At 48.4% G+C, this 17,535-nt stretch carries 14 protein-coding genes; 7 read left to right on the plus strand and 7 right to left on the minus strand.

Features of this window, described 5'->3' with window-relative positions; translation table 11 throughout:
• The 6 genes from FVR03_RS20970 to FVR03_RS20995 form a co-directional block, all read right to left on the minus strand.
• Positions 1-225, minus strand: a 225-nt coding sequence (locus tag FVR03_RS20970; RefSeq protein WP_147923735.1) for an adenylyltransferase/cytidyltransferase family protein, incomplete at its 3' end; no start/stop codon positions are given.
• Entirely contained in the window at positions 209-904 is a 696-nt protein-coding gene (gene truB, locus FVR03_RS20975; protein WP_147923736.1) for a tRNA pseudouridine(55) synthase TruB, read from the minus strand. The genes truB and FVR03_RS20970, both read right to left, overlap by 17 nt.
• A gap of 2 nt (positions 905-906) precedes the next feature.
• Entirely contained in the window at positions 907-1,740 is an 834-nt protein-coding gene (locus tag FVR03_RS20980) for an undecaprenyl-diphosphate phosphatase (protein ID WP_147923737.1), read from the minus strand.
• Positions 1,741-1,956, minus strand: a complete 216-nt coding sequence (locus tag FVR03_RS20985) for a DUF3098 domain-containing protein (protein ID WP_147923738.1) — start codon at positions 1,954-1,956, stop codon at positions 1,741-1,743. It abuts the gene before it with no gap.
• Positions 1,957-1,958: 2 nt separating this feature from the next.
• Complete coding sequence (locus FVR03_RS20990; protein WP_147923739.1) at positions 1,959-2,858, minus strand: cell division protein FtsX; 900 nt, start codon at positions 2,856-2,858, stop codon at positions 1,959-1,961.
• 480 nt (positions 2,859-3,338) lie between these two features.
• Positions 3,339-7,904, minus strand: coding sequence for a translocation/assembly module TamB domain-containing protein (locus tag FVR03_RS20995; protein WP_439651057.1), 4,566 nt, complete (start codon positions 7,902-7,904; stop codon positions 3,339-3,341).
• 2 nt (positions 7,905-7,906) lie between these two features.
• On the opposite strand from FVR03_RS20995, the gene tsaD reads away from it, so the two are divergent.
• The 6 genes from tsaD (at position 7,907) to rpsA (ending at position 15,296) form a co-directional block, all read left to right on the plus strand.
• Positions 7,907-8,914, plus strand: coding sequence for a tRNA (adenosine(37)-N6)-threonylcarbamoyltransferase complex transferase subunit TsaD (gene tsaD, locus FVR03_RS21000; RefSeq protein WP_147923741.1), 1,008 nt, complete (start codon positions 7,907-7,909; stop codon positions 8,912-8,914).
• Between the two features lie 158 nt (positions 8,915-9,072).
• A complete protein-coding gene (gene smpB, locus FVR03_RS21005; RefSeq protein WP_147923742.1) occupies positions 9,073-9,543 on the plus strand; it encodes an SsrA-binding protein SmpB in 471 nt (156 codons plus the stop codon).
• A gap of 208 nt (positions 9,544-9,751) precedes the next feature.
• Positions 9,752-10,846, plus strand: a complete 1,095-nt coding sequence (locus tag FVR03_RS21010) for a J domain-containing protein (protein ID WP_147923743.1) — start codon at positions 9,752-9,754, stop codon at positions 10,844-10,846.
• A 183-nt stretch (positions 10,847-11,029) separates the two neighbouring features.
• Positions 11,030-11,809 carry a C40 family peptidase gene (locus FVR03_RS21015; RefSeq protein ID WP_255474336.1) on the plus strand — a complete coding sequence of 260 codons (780 nt, stop codon included), beginning with the start codon at positions 11,030-11,032 and terminating at the stop codon, positions 11,807-11,809.
• 74 nt (positions 11,810-11,883) lie between these two features.
• Positions 11,884-12,390, plus strand: a complete 507-nt coding sequence (locus tag FVR03_RS21020) for an HNH endonuclease (RefSeq protein WP_147923744.1) — start codon at positions 11,884-11,886, stop codon at positions 12,388-12,390.
• A gap of 989 nt (positions 12,391-13,379) precedes the next feature.
• On the plus strand, positions 13,380-15,296 hold the full coding sequence (rpsA, locus tag FVR03_RS21025) for a 30S ribosomal protein S1 (RefSeq protein WP_147923745.1): 1,917 nt from the start codon (positions 13,380-13,382) through the stop codon (positions 15,294-15,296).
• Between the two features lie 62 nt (positions 15,297-15,358).
• Here rpsA and FVR03_RS21030 read toward each other — a convergent pair whose 3' ends face one another.
• A complete protein-coding gene (locus tag FVR03_RS21030) occupies positions 15,359-15,745 on the minus strand; it encodes a hypothetical protein (RefSeq protein ID WP_147923746.1) in 387 nt (128 codons plus the stop codon).
• Between the two features lie 117 nt (positions 15,746-15,862).
• Between FVR03_RS21030 and FVR03_RS21035 the strand changes: the two genes are divergently transcribed.
• The gene (locus FVR03_RS21035) at positions 15,863-17,329 is read left to right on the plus strand and encodes a tyrosine-type recombinase/integrase (protein ID WP_147923747.1); all 1,467 of its coding nucleotides are present in this window, start codon (positions 15,863-15,865) and stop codon (positions 17,327-17,329) included.
• The last annotated feature ends 206 nt before the right edge of the window (positions 17,330-17,535 follow it).

Consider the following 17,535-nt stretch of genomic DNA (forward strand, 5'->3'; position numbering starts at 1 on the left):
TTCAATGCCTGATAATAGTTTCAGTTCATTGTCTTCCGGAAAGAGGACCAGCCGAGGGTGTGGCCAATAAGTAATAACCACGCTTTGGCCATTAACTTGCCTCGCCCTTTCCTGTACACGCTTCAGTATTTTCTGGTGCCCGATGTGCACACCGTCAAACGTGCCGCTGGTAACAACTGCATGGCTCAGCTTCGGAAAATCGGCGATATCACGAATTACTTCCATCTGCTGCTACCTGTGCATTTCTAATTTGCTGAATATCTTCTATCGAAAGGGCATCTTCGAGGCGGTACTCACCAATGCGTGTGCGCACCAGTGCAGAAAGGTGGGCGCCACAGCCTAAGACCTGACCTACATCATGCGCCAGGCTCCTGATGTAGGTGCCTTTGCTGCAGATTACCCTGAAATGGAGTACAGCTCCATCAATAGCCGTAATATCAAAGGCTTTGATGGTAATGCTTCGGGCCTTAATCTCCGCTGTTTGCCCTTTCCGCGCCAACGTGTAAGCTCTTTTCCCGTCTATCATAACAGCTGAGTAAAGCGGGGGAACCTGCTCGATTGTTCCTACAAAGCCCGCTGCTGCTGCTTTTATTTCTGCTTCTGTCAGGTGACTGATAGCTGCAGTTTCAGATACTTCTGTTTCAAGGTCGTAGGAGGGAGTGGTTTGGCCGAGCGTTATAGTGCCGGTATATTCCTTCTCCTGTGCCTGAATTTCGTCGATGCGCTTCGTGAACTTGCCGGTGCAGAGAATCAGGAGGCCTGTTGCCAGCGGGTCTAGTGTGCCGGCATGGCCAATCTTTTTCACCCGCAGGGTGTTGCGTACCTTTTTCACGACATCAAACGAGGTCCAGGTCAGCGGTTTGTTTATTAATAGTATTTCTCCGGCTACAAAATCGTATACCATTCTTAGAACTTTAAATCGATACCCATGGCAATGAGCATGAGTATGGCTAAACCAACGGCTATCCGGTAATAACCGAACACCTTAAATCCGTATTTTGTCAGGAACGAAATAAATGATTGAATGGCGATCATGGCTACCACGAAACCAACCACATTCCCGATAATAAGCAGCTTTATGTCTTGTGTGCTGATTATGGCGAAGCTGTTCTGTATTTTGGGCCAGTCGAAGGTCAGCACATCCATGATTTCGAGCTGGAGCATGTCTTTCATAAACTTAAACGAGGCGGCGGCCAGCATGGTAGGCACTGCCAGAAAAAAAGAAAACTCAGCGGCTGCTTTCCGGTTCACGCCTTGCGTAAGCCCTCCTATAATAGTGGCCGCTGAACGCGACACGCCCGGTATCATGGCGATGCATTGGAACAAACCAATGGTGAAAGCATTTTTGTAATTAATGCGATCTTTATCGGCATGGTTAAACCACTTGTCTATGAACAGGAGCACCACACCACCCAGAATAAGCATAATAGCCGTAATCAGGATGCTGGAGAGCATGGCATCAATGGCTTTTTCGAGTAACAGGCCCAGTACGGCAGCCGGAATAAAAGCAATCAGGATTTTTTTGTACAGGTCGAAACTGGTCAAAAAGCGCCTCCAATACAGCACCACCACCGACAGGATAGTACCAAACTGAATACTGATCGCAAATATTTTGGTGATTGCCAATTCATTAATGCCCATCAGGGTAGCCGCAATAATCATGTGGCCGGTGGAGGAGACAGGCAGAAATTCTGTAAGCCCCTCTACAATGGCTAAAATAATAGCTTGCCAAACGCTCATCTACTCATGGTTTTTATCTTTCGCCATAATGGCAAAGAGTTCAATTACGAAACCTGCCAGCACGATAAGGGGGCCCAGGGTAATGCCCATAAACCCAAGGCCGTACTGCTTATCGTCCATCGTCATAATAATAAAACCGAGTGCGAGCACAGCAATGCCAGCCAGCATTAGTACATAGTTTTTCCTGCCAAAGGCAAGTTTAGGTTTATTCTCCATGGTTAGTATAATTCGTCTAAAGACATTCCGAGGTATTTACGAACGGCTCTGTAAGAGCTCAGGAAACCGATAATGCAGCCAAGCACTACCAGCGCGATCATCAGTAAGATCATTTGCTGCTCATCGCGTAGCAGCCGTAGCTCCTCAATTTCAAAATAGGCATACTGCATAAGCGCAAACAGCACACCCGAGGCGATTATGCCGCTCAATATACCTTGCCAGGTGGCACGGTTCAGGAAAGGCCGCTGTATGAAAAAAGAGGTGGCACCAACCAACTGCATGCTTCTGATAAGGAAGCGTTGGGAGTAGAGGGCCAGTTTAATCGTGTTATTTATGAGGATGGTCACTACCAGTAGCAGGATTCCGGCAAAGGCCAGCAGCACCAGGCTCACCTTCCGGATGTTGCTGTTAATAGATTCGATCAGGTTTGCCACATACTGCACTTCGTGAACGCCTGCTACCTCCTGCAGGTCTTTTTGTATTTGCTGCAGCTCTTTGGAGCCAGAGTGGTCGGCATCAATTTTAAGGATGTAGGCATCGCGGAGGGGGTTCTCTCCTAAAAACGCCATAAAGTCTTCGTCGGTCTCGTTTAGAAAAGCTTTAGCGCCATCTTCTTTCGAAACAAAATGAACCTGCACCGAGTCGTTTTTATAAGCGATGTATTCTTTGGCCTCAAACGTTTTGCGCAGGCGCACCAGCTGTACATCGGTCAGGTTACGGTCCAGGTATACCTGCATCTCTATACTTTCTTTTACAATTTCAGATAGCTTGCCTGCATGAATGAGCAGCAAACCAAACAGACCAATCACGAAAAGAGAAAGGGAAATGCTGAAGACTACCATGGCATGGGGGTAGCTGCCAAGTTTTTTCTTTTTAACTGATGTAGGGTGCTTTTTTACCATAGGTTTTACTTCCGCACAAAAATAGAAATATTATTCAAGACCTTTCTCAAAATTACTGTATTCGCGTAAATTCGTTTTTAACAGTGGTTTTGCGGGTATTGGCTGTTCTCTCACAAGCACTTGGTAAACCCCGGACCCTTGAAGGTATTTTAGAATTTAAGCTTTGGAAGGCCATTTTCATTTAAATAATTTATAAGTACTCGATAGTTTCGTTTCTCCGGCTGGTGCTTTAAACCTTCTAACGCTTGTTGCTCCTGTTTAGCGCCTTTATATCCGCAGACGCTGCTGAAAGGTTACTGTTGCAACCTGTAACATATGTTTTGCAGCAATTATTCATATAAAAAGTGCCTCCGGAAGCTATTTTGGTTTATTTAGGTCAAGGGTTGCAGCTTCCATGGCTCCCTTACAGCCTGCTTTGCCAGCACCTGTTTACTTTGGCAGGCCATTTTTATTTGTTACCTTATTGTTACGATTTTGCTTTTAAAGGCGCAGCCGTGGGTCCGAATCCAGGATAATAGGTGTTTCTCGCAGCAACCTGCGCTCCCGCCGCGAGGCTCTTCTGCGGCCAAACAGCTCCCGCACCGAGTCGAAGCGCTTTGTATGCAGTAAACTGATGCTTTGGCTCACTAACACCCTGTCGGTGAGGCCGCTCGGGTTTGTGTTGTACTCCAGGCGCGCACGTAGTTCTCCGCTACGGGTTATGTAATACTCCAGCGACCAGTCGCCCTGGTAGGTGTTGCGGTTGTTGGTGCCGCCGGTGCCACTGGCACCACCTGCGTTGCTAAAACCCGACTGACTGGTTACCCGCAACCTTCCCTGGAAAAAATTATAACTCAGCCGCACCTGCAGCGCCGAAAGGGCATCCTGGTTTAAGGTATTACTTCCTAAGCCGATGTCTACCTGCAAATTGCTGTCGATGCTGTTAAAGAAGGTGTTGAGCTGACCAGAGAGCAAACTGCCCAAACTGCCGCCAACTGCTGCCGTACCGGCTCCCTCCAGCCCCAGGGTGCCGGGTGGTGCCAGCCGCTGCATCACCAGCAGGCTGAATACCTGCCGGTTCAGCTCGTTCTCATCGTTTTTAATGGAGCTGATGAAGGAGGAGAGAAGCGTCTGCACATTTTGTGGCAGCTCATCGAAGTTGAGGCCGAGTTTAATTTCTGGTGTCAGGATAGGGCCGTTCAGGTCGATAATGGCCGTAACCGGGTAGCTGCCTTGCACCGGTGAATCGGATGGGGCAAAGTCGGCGAGCGAGGTTGGCTGCGAGTAAGAGGCGTTGATGCGCATAGTTCCTGCCAAGGGGTCGCCATTCCAGGAGATGGTGCCTCCTGGCGTTACCTTAAACTCCCGCGAAACCAGTCCTTCGAGCAGGTTAAAGTTGTAGGCTCCCTGTGCGATCTCGAACGTGCCGAACATGTTAAACTCCCCGCGCGTGTCTATGGTCATTCTGATTAGCCCGTTTCCCGACCCTCGGATCACATCGCCGGTTTGCCTGTCTATTATGATCTCGAAATAAGCATCATCGGTCACATCGAGGTTAAAATTCATGTTGATGCCCGAAAGGTTAATCCGCTGATCTTCCACATCAATAGCGATGCCGGTGGTATCGGTGGTGTTGCGGTTCACAAACCTGATAAAGTCTTTCTGGCTAAGCTCGGTCTGGTTATCCATGGGGAGCACGATGCGGGTGTTTTCGTTGCTCCTGGCCGTTACATTAATCTGAAGGTTATCTACAGGGCCGAGCACTGTTAAAGAGCCCGTGGCAAAGGCGGTGCCGTAATACAGCTCGTTCTGGCTGCTGGTCGTGTTCAGCACCATAAAATTCCGGTAGCGGCCTTGTATGTCTATCACCATGTTCTGGAAACCATCGTGTGCAATGCCGCCAGTTACGTTGGCGGTGTTGCCATATAAGTCAGTTAGCCGCGCATTCCGGAAGCTGATGCTGTTGGCCCCAAAGTAGATGCGGTCCGTTATGCGGTAGGTGGTGCCCAGGTAATCGAACCGGAACTGCCCTTCGTTAATCATGACTGATCCGGTCAGGATAGGAGAGTCCAGCCGGCCCAGAATCCGGATGCGCCCTTCCATGGTGCCTTCGAGGTTAGAAATAAGCGGCTTTAGGATGGGCTCCACAATTTTTAGCTGTGAGTTATCCATTACGGCCAGCATATCTAGCTGCTCGTCGGCAGCCTGTGGCTTGTAATTTCCTGTAATAGAGAGTACTTTCTTGGTGCCGTAACTAATGCCTACATCCACTGCCAGCTGTTGCAGTTTATTGTTCCAGTCACTCCGGCCGGCCACATCGCCTATCAGCACATTGTCGAAGTAGAGGGAGTCAACGCGCAATTGTGAGTTCAGCACCGCCTGGTTATAAATATCCTGTAAGGTCAGCTCTCCGTTCAGTTTACCGCGCACTTGTTGCACCATGAGCGGGTTCAGGTTGCGGAGATCAAAATTCCTGACATCTACTTTTAAGGTGCTGGCAGGGTCGTCTGCGATTGTGCCTACTACCGTGAAAATCTGGTTGCGGTTGGTTAGCGCAAAGTTCTCGAAGGTGATGTTCCGGCCACGTTCGCTAATTAATACCGTGTTACCCGGTTTAAAGGCCCAGGCATTATCGAGCAGGGTAATGTTAGAGCGGTTAAAGACCAGCTTCACCTGGTTCTCCAGAAAGTTCAGGTCGCCGGAAATGGTCATGCGGTTGTTCTGGCCGGGCTGTGCAATGTTTGTAGAGAAGTTAATGGTTCTTTCGCTCCAGATGCCTTCAAGGTAAAAATTCTCAGTTTCGCCGGTAGATGGCAGCATCTGTTTTTGGGATGTGATGAGCGCACTCGCGAGCACATCCGGGCTCATCTGTATTTTAGAGGTGGTTACTTCTATGTTATTCTGGTAGAGTGCTATATTATCATATAAGATTGTATCGATGCGGGTAAACAAATCGAAGATAACGGTATTGCCATGCCGAAAGGAACCGTCTATTTTAGAAAAGTCGGAAATAGCCAGGTTTGGCAGGAAAAGCTGCAGCAAGGGGTTGGCGTGCTTCAGGTAAATATCGTACTGCAACTGGTACTCCTGCTGCGCGGCTACTTTTTTCTTTTTGTAGTAAGCATCAGTCGCTGTGTCGTTACTTTCAAAGTTAAGGGTGTACTCCTGCACCAGCTGCTTCAAGTCGTCGATCAGCACGGTGTAGTCGAAATTGCCATCGGCTTTCAGGGTCACCAAATCCGATACAAAAGACAGGCTCCGCTGGCCGTTCCCGATTTCAGACACTATTTCGATGGAATCGAGGGCGAGAGAATTGCCATCAAACATTATTTCTGCGTTGTTCAGGTAGGCCATGCCGGCAAAATCGTCGAGCCGCAAACCCGTAAAATTCACGTTTGATGCTGCGCTAATGGTAAATGGCTTTTCTGAAAAGCCAATTCCCTGCAGGTCAACTTTCTGGAGGTTGGCCAGCAGGTTAAATGCTTTGGCGTTTGCAGCCAGATTTACCACCCCATCTGCCTGTATCACCAGGTTCGGATCGTTTATAGAGACCTTGCCCGTAAACATTTGCCGGCTAAGGGTGCCGTTGGCTTTTATGTTACGGTAGTTGTAGTCGAGCAGGTGCAGCTGCCGTATGGTGGCATCGAGCCTAATGCGGGCTGTCTGCAGGTCGAAACCGGAGCCTGAAATCCGGCCTTCCATCGAAATAGTTTTCACCAGATCGGTGTTGCCTACGAGCCTGCCCAGGTTAAAGCCGTTTGTTTTGAGGTAGCCGGTGTAAGAGGAACTGCGCGTTTCCTCATCTATTTTCAGGTTAATATCCGACTCAAGTTTTCCGAGATCCGTCGAGAAAGACCCATTGGCAACAAAGTCTTCGTAAAAACCTGCAAAGCGACCTTCCAACTGCACGGTACCCAGGCGTGCCGCGATGGTGTAAACCTCCTTCGGTAAAAACTGCCTGATATCCTGGGCATTGATGGTGGAGGGCTGGAGCCGTATGTTGGCAAATGTCTCTTTGGCGTTCGGGAGGCCGTCGGCACTTATGTTTCCTACTACATGGGTGTTCTCGCCATAGCTTACATCCAGATTCCGGGCGCTGAATTTGCCTACCATTCCTTTTACCTCGGCCGAGTTTACCAAAAGGTTCTCGTTGTAGTCGAGGAGCTGGGGCGCAAAAATGGCGATGTCCTGGGAGTATACTTTTGTATTGGTGATGTTAGCTGTTACGCTGACACTGTCAACAAACGATTTAAAGTTCAGGAAGTGCTCGTAATCGAACCGCACATAGTGTTGCAGGTTGCTGTTGTTTACTTTCAGGTCCAGCTCATCGAATTCCCAGAAAGTAGGGGCATAGGTCATCAGCACATCCAGGTTGTGCAGTTTGGTGCCCGATCTTGATTCGGTGGCGCGTAAATCTGTTACACGTGCCCGCAGGGTATCGCCCGGCTCCAGCTCTGAAAATGTGCCGTTCAGGTCCTCTATTGTCAGGTGGAAGTAGTCGATACCGTTGGGGGCAGGGGCAACGCTGAAGTCATCGTAAGTAAAGCGCCCGTTCCGGATCAGTACCTCCTCTATAGAAAATTCGAATGGCTGGCTCTGGGTGTTGGTCGTGTCTTTCCGGATGAGCTTGTTGAGCGATGTTAAAAAAGTGCTGAAGTTTAGCGAATCGGTACCTTCGTATTTCACCAGGTTTGCACGCGGCTCGTTCAGTTCCAGGGTACTGATATGCAACGTATTGGGGTCGAAGATGGAGAAAAGGCTGATTTCGGCATCCACGCTGCCGAGGTAAAACATTTCCTCATTCCGGAAGTCGAGTACACGCACTTTTTCGAGCACCACATGCTTAAAAAACCGGATATTTACTTTATCGATGGTAACTTCGTGCTCAATTGTTCTCGAAATGTATTCAGCTGCTTTACGGGCTACTTTGGTTTGCACCTGGGGGCTTTGCAGGGCAACATATGCCACGCCAAAGAGTAAGATTAAGAACATGAGCAGGCCTAAAGCTATTTTTAGAATAGCTTTTCCTATAACTTTGGCGTAATTCTTTGACTGTTCTTTTTCCAAAAATGACTGAACCTACGATTTTAGCAATCGAATCTTCCTGCGACGAAACCGCTGCTGCCGTCATACGGGGCGGCAGGGTGCTGTCTAATATCATCGCCACGCAGGCTGTGCATGAGCAATATGGCGGCGTGGTGCCAGAATTGGCTTCCAGAGCGCACCAACAAAATATTATACCAGTAGTTACACAGGCGCTTATCAAGGCAAATGTAACAAAATCTGATCTAAATGCAGTAGCTTTTACGCGCGGACCGGGTTTGCTGGGCGCTTTATTAGTGGGCTGCACCTTCGCTAAGTCTTTTGCTCTTGGCTTGGGTATTCCGCTAATAGAGGTGAACCACATGCAGGCGCACATCCTGGCTCATTTTATTGACGATCCAAAACCTGCTTTCCCGTTTCTGTGCCTGACCGTTAGTGGCGGCCATACGCAGGTGGTGCTTATTAAAAGCCACCTTGAGATGGAGGTAATAGGGCAAACCACCGACGATGCCGTGGGCGAAGCCTTTGACAAAACCGCCAAAATGCTGGGCCTGCCGTACCCTGGTGGCCCTATGCTCGACAAAGCCGCTGCCACAGGTAACCCGCGCGCCTTCGACTTTCCGGTAAGCAACATGCCTGGTTACGATTTCTCGTTCAGTGGCATCAAAACCGCTGTGCTGTACTTCCTTAAAAACCAAACGAAACAAAACCCGGAGTTCGTGCAGGAGCACCTGGCAGATATTTGCGCCAGCGTACAGTACACCCTCATCCAGACGCTGCTGCGGAAGCTAAAGCAAGCCAGCAAAGATCTGGGCATAAAAGAAGTGGCCATAGCAGGGGGTGTCTCGGCCAACAGTGGGCTTCGGCAAACGCTGCAGGAATATGCCAAAAAGCACAACTGGAATGTCTATATCCCGGCGTTTCAGTATTGCACCGATAATGCAGGTATGATAGCCATAGCTGCTCATTATCAATACCTTGCCGGCGATTTTAGCAACCAACTGGCGAGCCCAGACCCCAGGATGAAAATTTAAAAAAGTTATAAAGTTTGGAAGGATAAGAGTTAGAAAGTTGAAGAATGCAGTGATAATGAAAAAAATGAAGATGATAGGAAGCTAGAAATTCTTAATCAATTAGTAAATGAACATTTAGGATCTTTTATCTATCATCTTAAATCTAGCATCTAAAGTAAATGGCAAACAAAGACAAAGACAGGATAAAGAAGCATGTTAACATCGTTAACCGGAGGGCTTCTTTCGAGTACCAGTTCCTGGACAAGTATGTGGCGGGCGTTATGCTTCGCGGCACCGAGATCAAATCCATAAGGGAGGGGAAGGTGAACATGCAGGACGGGTATTGTGTGGTGCATAACGGGGAACTGTGGCTGCACAACATGCACATCTCTACCTATACTGAGGGCACACATTACAACCACGAACCGATGCGGGTACGCAAGCTGCTGCTGAACAAGCATGAACTGCGCAAGCTTGAGAAAAATGCCGAAGAGCAGGGAGTAACCATTATTCCGATCAGGGTGTTTATAAACGACAGAGGCTTTGCCAAGGTAGAGATTGCCCTGGCCCGAGGCAAAAAACTGTACGACAAACGCGAAGACATTAAAGCCCGCGACGTAAAACGGGAGATGGACAGAAGCAGCTATTGATTAGATTTTAGACACTAGACACTAGACCTAAAACACAAAGCTATATTTATTATACGCTCTTATAACTTTATTCTTCATTGTTGCTTGTTCGGTTTTTTGTTAACTGATAATCATTTTTTTATATAGATATTATTCTAGTATATGTTAATGGTGAAACTCATCTTATAAAGAGGCTTCCTGATCCTTTTACCTCACTTATAATAGAATTATGACGGACAACACACCGGAAACTAAGACACAGCTAGTTCCTCAGATAAATAAAGAAACAAGTCAGCTGTCTAAGCTGCAGCGGCAGTTTAACCTAAAGATAAAGCGGATTAACAAGCTGAAGTCGGAGTTGCAGCAACGCAAAGAAGCTACTGCCATGTTGCAGGCCAGGGTGCAGAAAGAGCTGCATCCGCTTCTGGCCCAAACCGTTGAGCTGAGAGTAAAGATCGTAAAGCAACTGGACCAAGCCTACGATTTCCCTTCGCTCCGGAAGAAGGAAAGAGAAAAGCTTGCTGTATTTATTGAGGATTTGGCCTACAACCTCATTGAGAAGTATGGCAGGGAAGAGCTTATTGAAATTCATGATAAATACGCCCCTGTAACTCATGCAGAGGCAGTGATGGAGGCAGAAGAAGAAGCAAACAGCATGGCGCAGGACTTGTTCAGGAGCGTTTTCGGCGTAGAGGTAGAGCCTGATGACCTGAACGACATAGAGAAAATGAAGGCAAAGTTGGATCAGAAAATGCAGGAGCAGGAGGAGCAGTACGCCAATCGTAACCAGAAAAAGGGGCCTAAGAAAAAGACCAAGGCGCAGCAGGAAAAGGAAGAAGCCATGAAAGCCGAAATGCAGAACATCAGCAAGGCCAGCAGGCGCATCTACACCGAGCTTGTAAAGCAACTGCACCCCGATAAGGAGCAGGACGAGGCAGCACGCGCCTGGAAAGAGGAGGTGATGAAGGAAGTAACGCTGGCTTATAACAACGACGACTTTTTCGAGCTGCTCCGCCTACAGATGGAGTTTCTGCAGGATAAGAGCAAAGCCCTGGAGGAACTGCCGGAGGATCAGTTGAAATATTATGTAAAGTTGCTGGACGACCAAGTGCACGAGCTGCAACTGGAGTCTGCCCAGCTAACTTATGGCCCCGAAGCGCATCTCTATCATCAGTTCGGGGGTACGCCTAAAGCAACAGAGCAAAAGTTCAGACGGCAAAAGAACGCCCTGCGGGAAGAAATTCAGGAGCTGCAGCATGAGCTTAATGGATTTACTGATCCGGATATTGTTAAACATCTGATTAAATCATTGAAATTCAGTTAAATAATGTTGTTTGCTTAAAGTTCAGCAGAAGGAGCAGGAGGCTCTGGAGGTGTTAATTGCTGGTTGTTGGTTGCAGATTTTTTAATGGTTAAAAGGTTCAATTGTTTATTTCTTTCTTCTTCAATTCTCTAATCTACAGTCATCCACTCATTCAAAAATCACTCATTCAAAATTCAATTTAAAGTGGAATACGGAATTTCATCGCTGAGCCTGGTGCCTATGCGGGCTGAGCCGGCCGACAGGGCAGAACAGGTGTCGCAGCTGCTCTTTGGCGAGTGCTATACCATACTTAACACACAAGGTAACTGGCTACAGGTGGAGCTTGCCACCGACCGGTACCGCGGCTGGATAGATCAAAAGCAGCATACGCCGGTTACGGCTGCCTATTTCCAGGAATGGAAAGAGAGTCGCCACCCGCGTGTGCTGGACCTGCTGCAGGTGGTAAAGGGGCAGGAGGCAGTAATACCGGTAGGAATCGGGAATTACCTGCCTTTCTTCGATGGGCAGCACCTGCGGCTTAACGAGCAGCTCCTTCAGTTTAACGGCAGAGCAGCTAACGCTGAAGCTGTAAGTCCGGTGGCGGAGCTTGTGCAAGTGGCTTTGTCTTTTCTGAAAGCGCCTTACCAATGGGGCGGCAAATCTGTTTTCGGGGTAGATTGCTCCGGCTTTGTGCAGCAGGTGTATGGCGTTTGCGGCTACCAGCTCCCGCGCGATGCCTACCAGCAGGTAGAGGCAGGGGAGGAGGTGCATTTTGTGGCCCAAACCCAGCCTGGCGATCTGGCCTTTTTCTCAAATGCCGAAGGTCGTATTATTCACGTGGGCCTCTTGCTGGAGAACCAGCAGATTATACACGCACACGGCGAAATCAGGATAGATACACTCGACCACCAGGGCATTTACCAGCAGGACCGGAAGCGGTATTCGCACCAGCTGCGCATCATTAAAAGAATTATAAACGGTTAGCTATATTTTATTCCTGATGTAGCATATCTCTGCCACCGTTTTCCGTACAAGCATAGCGTAAGACGAAAGCAGTTATGAGAGATAAAGTGCTTATACTCAACCAGGATTTCAGTGCCATTGCTGTTTGCTCCATTCAAAAGGCCTTTGTATTGGTGTACCTCGATAAAGCCGAAACCGTATCGAACAACCACGATGCCGTGTTGCACACCATCAGCAAGTCTTTTCCGGTGCCTTCCATTATAAGGCTGCAGCGGTATGTGCGTGTGCCTTACTATGGCATTTCGCTGAGCCGCCACAATGTGCTGCGCCGCGACAACTACAAATGCCAGTACTGTGGCACCATTAAAAACCTGACACTAGACCACCTGATTCCCCGCTCCAGGGGTGGAGAAACCAACTGGCAGAACCTGGTGACAGCCTGCATGCGCTGCAACACCCGCAAAGGCGACCGCACCCCGGAAGAAGCCGGTCTAAAGCTGCTTACCAAACCTAAACGCCCCTCGCTGCTTTCGTTCCTGCAGCTCCACATCGATACCCACAACCAGGATTGGCGCCTCTACCTGGGCATGGAGCATTCATAGCAATATCGCTCTGCTAAGAAATTTAGCCTGTATGTCTGTTTAGGTTGTTTATCAGGCGATAAGGCTGCGGTAGCTGCATGAATACTTTTTGTAAGAAATTGGATAATTTATGCAGCAGGAGTTCCTGATTCCGGTTAGGTTTAACCCTTTTTTCAGGATCTACCCTTGACCAATTTTTGTGTAAAAAGCTTCTGAAGGCTAATTTGATTTGAATAATTTACTTGGGGCTGTTAAGCTTGGTAAAGGAGAATTAAACTTCCTGTTTGCGGGCAGCTGCCGCGAGCTTTCAGCTCGTGGTTTCTATTGGTGGTCAGGTTTGAACTCGCGGGCGTGGGCTTAGAGGCAGTTTGCTCTCTGTCTGTTTTGATGAAAACTGCGGCTCCGTTAAACTAAAATTACCTTGATATTAGAAGACCTGATTTTTACTTGGATTAGGTGCTACACGCGAGCTGAAAACTCGCCTTAGATAATACCACGAACTGAAAGCTCACGGCAGAGATACTTTTATTCAAATAATCATTCATTCAAAATTTTCAAAAATGCCATATTTTAGGTGGTACAGGCAAATTATTTGAATTAAAATTGCCTTCCAAAGCATTTCAGGGCATTTAGGTGTCAAGGGTGTTTCCGGCTATAAGAAAAGACTGTTGCATCTTAAAGGCTTATTGTGCTGGTATTGCATTTTACCCTTGAGGTAAAATGCTGAAATTCCCTTCCGGAGGGCATTTTCATTAGAAGAATTGACTCCACCTGATCTGCTTCAGGACTTTTGGTGCTGAATGAATCTTTATAAGCCTGATTCTTAATATCTTACTTTTTAAAAGAGCACTAAAAACAATCGCTAAAAAATGCTGGTTTTTTTCTGGAAAATCTGTACCTTTGCCGCTTCATTCGGGTGAATGAGACCTGTGCTTTAGCAGGGTATTGTAAAACTAAACCAAACCGGCTTATTGCTCTACGCCGGTGGCTTAACCAGAGCAACTTATTATATGAGTAATTCTCCAGATAATTTTGATTGGGACAAATTTGAAACCCAAGGTTTCGGCGGCGGCTACAGCAAAGACGAGAAAGCCGAAATGGAAAAAATGTACGACGACACCCTGACTACCGTACAGGAGCAGGAGGTTGTTAGCGGAACTGTTGTTGGCATCACTGATCGTGACGTGATCCTGAATATCGGTTTCAAATCTGATGGCCTGGTACCGGTTTCAGAATTCAGAGATCTTCCTGACCTGAAAGTTGGTGACGAGGTTGAAGTATTTATCGAAGACCAGGAAGACCCTAACGGCCAGCTTATCTTATCGCGTAAGAAAGCGAAAATCGTTAGTGCCTGGGCTAAGATTTACGATGCCCTTGAGAACGACAAGGTTCTGGAAGGTGTTGTGAAACGCAGAACAAAAGGTGGTCTTATCACCGACATCCACGGTGTGGAAGCCTTCTTGCCAGGTTCGCAAATCGACGTGAAGCCAATCCGTGACTTCGACGTGTTTGTAGGCAAGAAAATGGAAGTGAAAGTTGTGAAAATCAACGCCGCTTTCGACAACGTGGTTGTATCGCATAAAGTACTTATCGAGAAAGACCTGGAGCAGCAGCGTGCCGCCATCCTGAACAACCTCGAAAAAGGTCAGGTACTGGAAGGCGTTATCAAGAACATGACAAACTTCGGTGTGTTCATCGACCTTGGTGGCGTAGATGGCCTGCTTCACATTACAGATATTTCATGGGGACGCATTAACCATCCGGAAGAAGTTCTGAACCTCGACCAGAAGGTAAACGTGGTGGTTCTTGACTTCGATGATGACAAGAAGCGCATTTCCCTTGGTATGAAACAACTGACTCCTCACCCTTGGGATGCTCTTCCTGCTGAGGTTGAGGTTGGTTCAAGAGTGAAAGGCAAAATCGTTAACGTGGCTGATTATGGCGCATTCCTGGAACTGATGCCAGGTGTTGAAGGTCTGATCCACGTTTCTGAAATGAGCTGGTCGCAGCACCTGCGTAACCCGCAAGACTTTATTAAGCAAGGCGACGAGGTAGAAGCAGTAGTGCTGACACTGGACCGCCAGGAGCGTAAAATGTCGTTAGGCATTAAGCAGCTGACCGAAGACCCATGGACGAAGCAGGATGTGTTAACGAAATACGGCGTGGGCACCAAGCACACTGGCGTTGTTCGTAACCTGACTAACTTTGGTCTGTTCTTAGAACTGGAAGAAGGCGTAGACGGTCTTGTACACGTTTCTGACCTGAGCTGGACTAAGAAAATCAAGCACCCATCTGAGTTCGTGAAAGTTGGCGAAAACCTGGACGTAGTTGTTCTGGAGCTTGATGTTCCGAACAGAAGACTTGCCCTGGGCCACAAGCAACTGGAAGAAAACCCTTGGGATACGTTCGAGTCTGTGTTCAGCATCGGTTCTACACACAAAGCATCTGTGCTTGAGAAATCAGACAGAGGCGCTGTGCTGGAGCTGCCATACGGTATCGAAGGTTTCGCGTTCCCGAAAGGGATTCAGAAAGAGGACGGTTCTACAGTAGAGGCTGGCGAAAGCTTAGACTTTAAAGTAGTGGAGTTCTCTAAAGAAGACCGTAAGATCATTCTGTCGCATGCGGCTACTTATGGCGAAGAGGCTAACAGAATGGCCAAAGCCACTAAGAAAGTGCAGCCTGCTGCCGGTGCCGAGAAAGCACCTAAGGCCCCTAAGGTTCAGAAAGAGGCTGAGAACAAATCAACGCTTGGCGATCTGGATGCCCTGTCGGCCCTGAAAGAGCAGATGATGGAGAACGAGAAAGAAGCTGGCGTGAAGAAACTGGAAGCCGCCGCTGCCAAGAAGTCGAAAGACACTCCTGGTGACGAAGCTGCCGGCGAAGACGCTGCTGCTGACGAAAGTTCAGAAGAAGAAAGCAAAGCTTAGTTGTAAGCCTTGTACTATAAAGAGAAGCCCCGGGAAACCGGGGCTTTTTTTTGTGCCTGATTTTATGGATTCTGCTGCCCCATGTAGGGCTGTTGATTTACAATAAGCACTTTGTCATCGTCGAGGAGCAGGTAGCCATAGTCGTAGCAGAGGTAATAGGTGTTGCCCTGTTTAGTGCGGTAGAGGTGGGTAAAGTAACGGAAGTCGAAACCAGAAATTTCAAGCACCGCACGGCGCAGCGTGGTTTTGCCCTGCGGGCTGGCCTGCCGCAGTATATGGCGGTTACGGCGCAGGATCTGGTTAATGTGGCGCATGAGCAATTCACTATCGTCGCTTTTCTTACGGAGCGTATTGGCCGTGGCGCGGCACTGGTCGGAGCAAAAACGCTTATCTGCTCGCCCCACCATGCTGGTGCCGCAATGCAGGCATGTCTTCTCATCTTTTTTCATAGCCGTATTTATCCGGATACTTTCGGAAGCTTCCGGTTAAATCGGATACTTCCGTATGCTTCCGGATATATACGGATAAATTCCGGCTACGGCTTTGCAGGCTCGTAATTTGGCTCTATGGCTTTTGATACAAGTAAAACCTGGTCTTTTACAGATAACACTGTATTTCTGAACCTGCTGGAGCATGAGGGGAAGAGATATATCCGGCTGTGGTACAGGCCAAACCCCTTTATTAGCGGCAAACTGAAGGAAGCTTCCTGGATCAAGTTCAGCAAGACGTATAAGTGCTACGTAATGCACCACACCCCGCAAGCCATTGAGCGTACCTACAGCCTGTTCAAGGGGCTGGCGAAGGTTAGTACCCGCTACCTGCACCGGCCAAAGCGCCTAAAGCCGGATAAGCACACCCCGGTACTGGCCGGGCAGCAGGCCGAGCCGCTGGCAAAGCTGCCTGTGCTGCCGGTTGTGCGCCTGCAGCCTATGGTAACAGCGGAGGGTACCTTGGTGAGCATTACATACCGCTACAGCAAACAAATTTACGAAAGGCTGAAGGAAAGCCAGGTAGCACGTTGGCAAAAGGAGCAGCAGTGTTTTGCCATGGCTCCGGGCGGGCAGCCAATGCAGGTGCTACTGGAGGAACTGCTGGGGCTGGCGCAGCTGTGGCTGAGCCAGGAGCTGCAGGTAAAGGACCTGGTGTTGCAGCGTGCGCTGTGGGAGCAGAGCTATTTGAAACAGGCACCGTATATTACGTGTCCGCTGGACTTCCTGGAAAAATTATTTCTGCTCAACTATAGCCCCAACACCATTCGCACCTACCATGGCATGCTCCTACGCTTTTTAAACTTCCACGCCGAAAGAGGGCTGGAGGGCATTCAACTATTTACGGAAGATGAGATAAACGCCTACCACCGAGCCCTGGTACAGACAGGCAGCTGGTCGTGCTCTTTTGTGAACCAGAGCATCAATGCCGTAAAGTTTTATTACCAGCGGGTGCTGGGCCGCCACGAGGTGCAGCTAAACCAGGTGGAGCGGCCCGAGAAACCCGAGCGCCTGCCCAAGGTGCTAAGTAAAGCAGAGGTAGCCAGAATACTGGGTGCTACCGACAACCTGAAGCACCGGTGCATGTTGCAATTGCTTTATGCAGGAGGCCTGCGGATAGGGGAGGTGATAAACCTGAAACTGACCGATGTGCAGTCGGAGAGGAACCTGCTGCTGATTAGGGGAGGCAAGGGCAAGAAAGACCGCACCACGCTGCTATCACAAAAGCTTTTGGAGAACCTGCGGGCTTACTACAAGCATTACCGACCAAAGGAATGGTTGTTTGAAGGGCAATTTGGTGGGCAATATACAGTGGAAAGCATCCGGCATGTATTCAGAGCCTGTATCGAAAAGGCGGGCATTAAAACCAAAGCAACACCACACACGCTTCGGCACTCCTTTGCAACCCACCTGCTGGAGCAGGGGACAGATTTACGGTATATACAGTCGCTATTAGGGCATCGTAACAGCAAGACCACAGAAATTTATACGCATATAACAACACATGCGCTAGAAAAAATCGTGAGTCCGTTGGATAATCTTTAGATTTAAATTATCTTGAAACCAAAATACAAACTGCAGGGATGCTCATTTTTATAAAAACCGAAACAGCATGTAATAAGTCCACCTACGCACATAGTGCAGATAAGCGTAGGTTTGAGTATGTATTACGTTTATCCATTAGTTAAATCCGTCATTGGGATTATTTTCAGATTTTAAAATGGCGAAGCTTTCAGGCTATTAGGGCTGGA

It is taken from the genome of Pontibacter qinzhouensis, from assembly GCF_008017455.1.
GTDB classification, from domain to species: Bacteria; Bacteroidota; Bacteroidia; order Cytophagales; family Hymenobacteraceae; genus Pontibacter; species Pontibacter qinzhouensis.

Excerpts from the sequence above, each read along its gene's own strand:
- truB (WP_147923736.1), bottom strand. The coding sequence starts at position 904 with ATGGTATACGATTTTGTAGCCGGAGAAATACTATTAATAAACAAACCG.
- FVR03_RS20980 (WP_147923737.1), bottom strand. The coding sequence starts at position 1,740 with ATGAGCGTTTGGCAAGCTATTATTTTAGCCATTGTAGAGGGGCTTACA.
- FVR03_RS20985 (WP_147923738.1), bottom strand. The coding sequence starts at position 1,956 with ATGGAGAATAAACCTAAACTTGCCTTTGGCAGGAAAAACTATGTACTA.
- FVR03_RS20990 (WP_147923739.1), bottom strand. The coding sequence starts at position 2,858 with ATGGTAAAAAAGCACCCTACATCAGTTAAAAAGAAAAAACTTGGCAGC.
- tsaD (WP_147923741.1), top strand. The coding sequence starts at position 7,907 with ATGACTGAACCTACGATTTTAGCAATCGAATCTTCCTGCGACGAAACC.
- smpB (WP_147923742.1), top strand. The coding sequence starts at position 9,073 with ATGGCAAACAAAGACAAAGACAGGATAAAGAAGCATGTTAACATCGTT.
- FVR03_RS21010 (WP_147923743.1), top strand. The coding sequence starts at position 9,752 with ATGACGGACAACACACCGGAAACTAAGACACAGCTAGTTCCTCAGATA.
- FVR03_RS21020 (WP_147923744.1), top strand. The coding sequence starts at position 11,884 with ATGAGAGATAAAGTGCTTATACTCAACCAGGATTTCAGTGCCATTGCT.
- rpsA (WP_147923745.1), top strand. The coding sequence starts at position 13,380 with ATGAGTAATTCTCCAGATAATTTTGATTGGGACAAATTTGAAACCCAA.
- FVR03_RS21030 (WP_147923746.1), bottom strand. The coding sequence starts at position 15,745 with ATGAAAAAAGATGAGAAGACATGCCTGCATTGCGGCACCAGCATGGTG.
- FVR03_RS21035 (WP_147923747.1), top strand. The coding sequence starts at position 15,863 with ATGGCTTTTGATACAAGTAAAACCTGGTCTTTTACAGATAACACTGTA.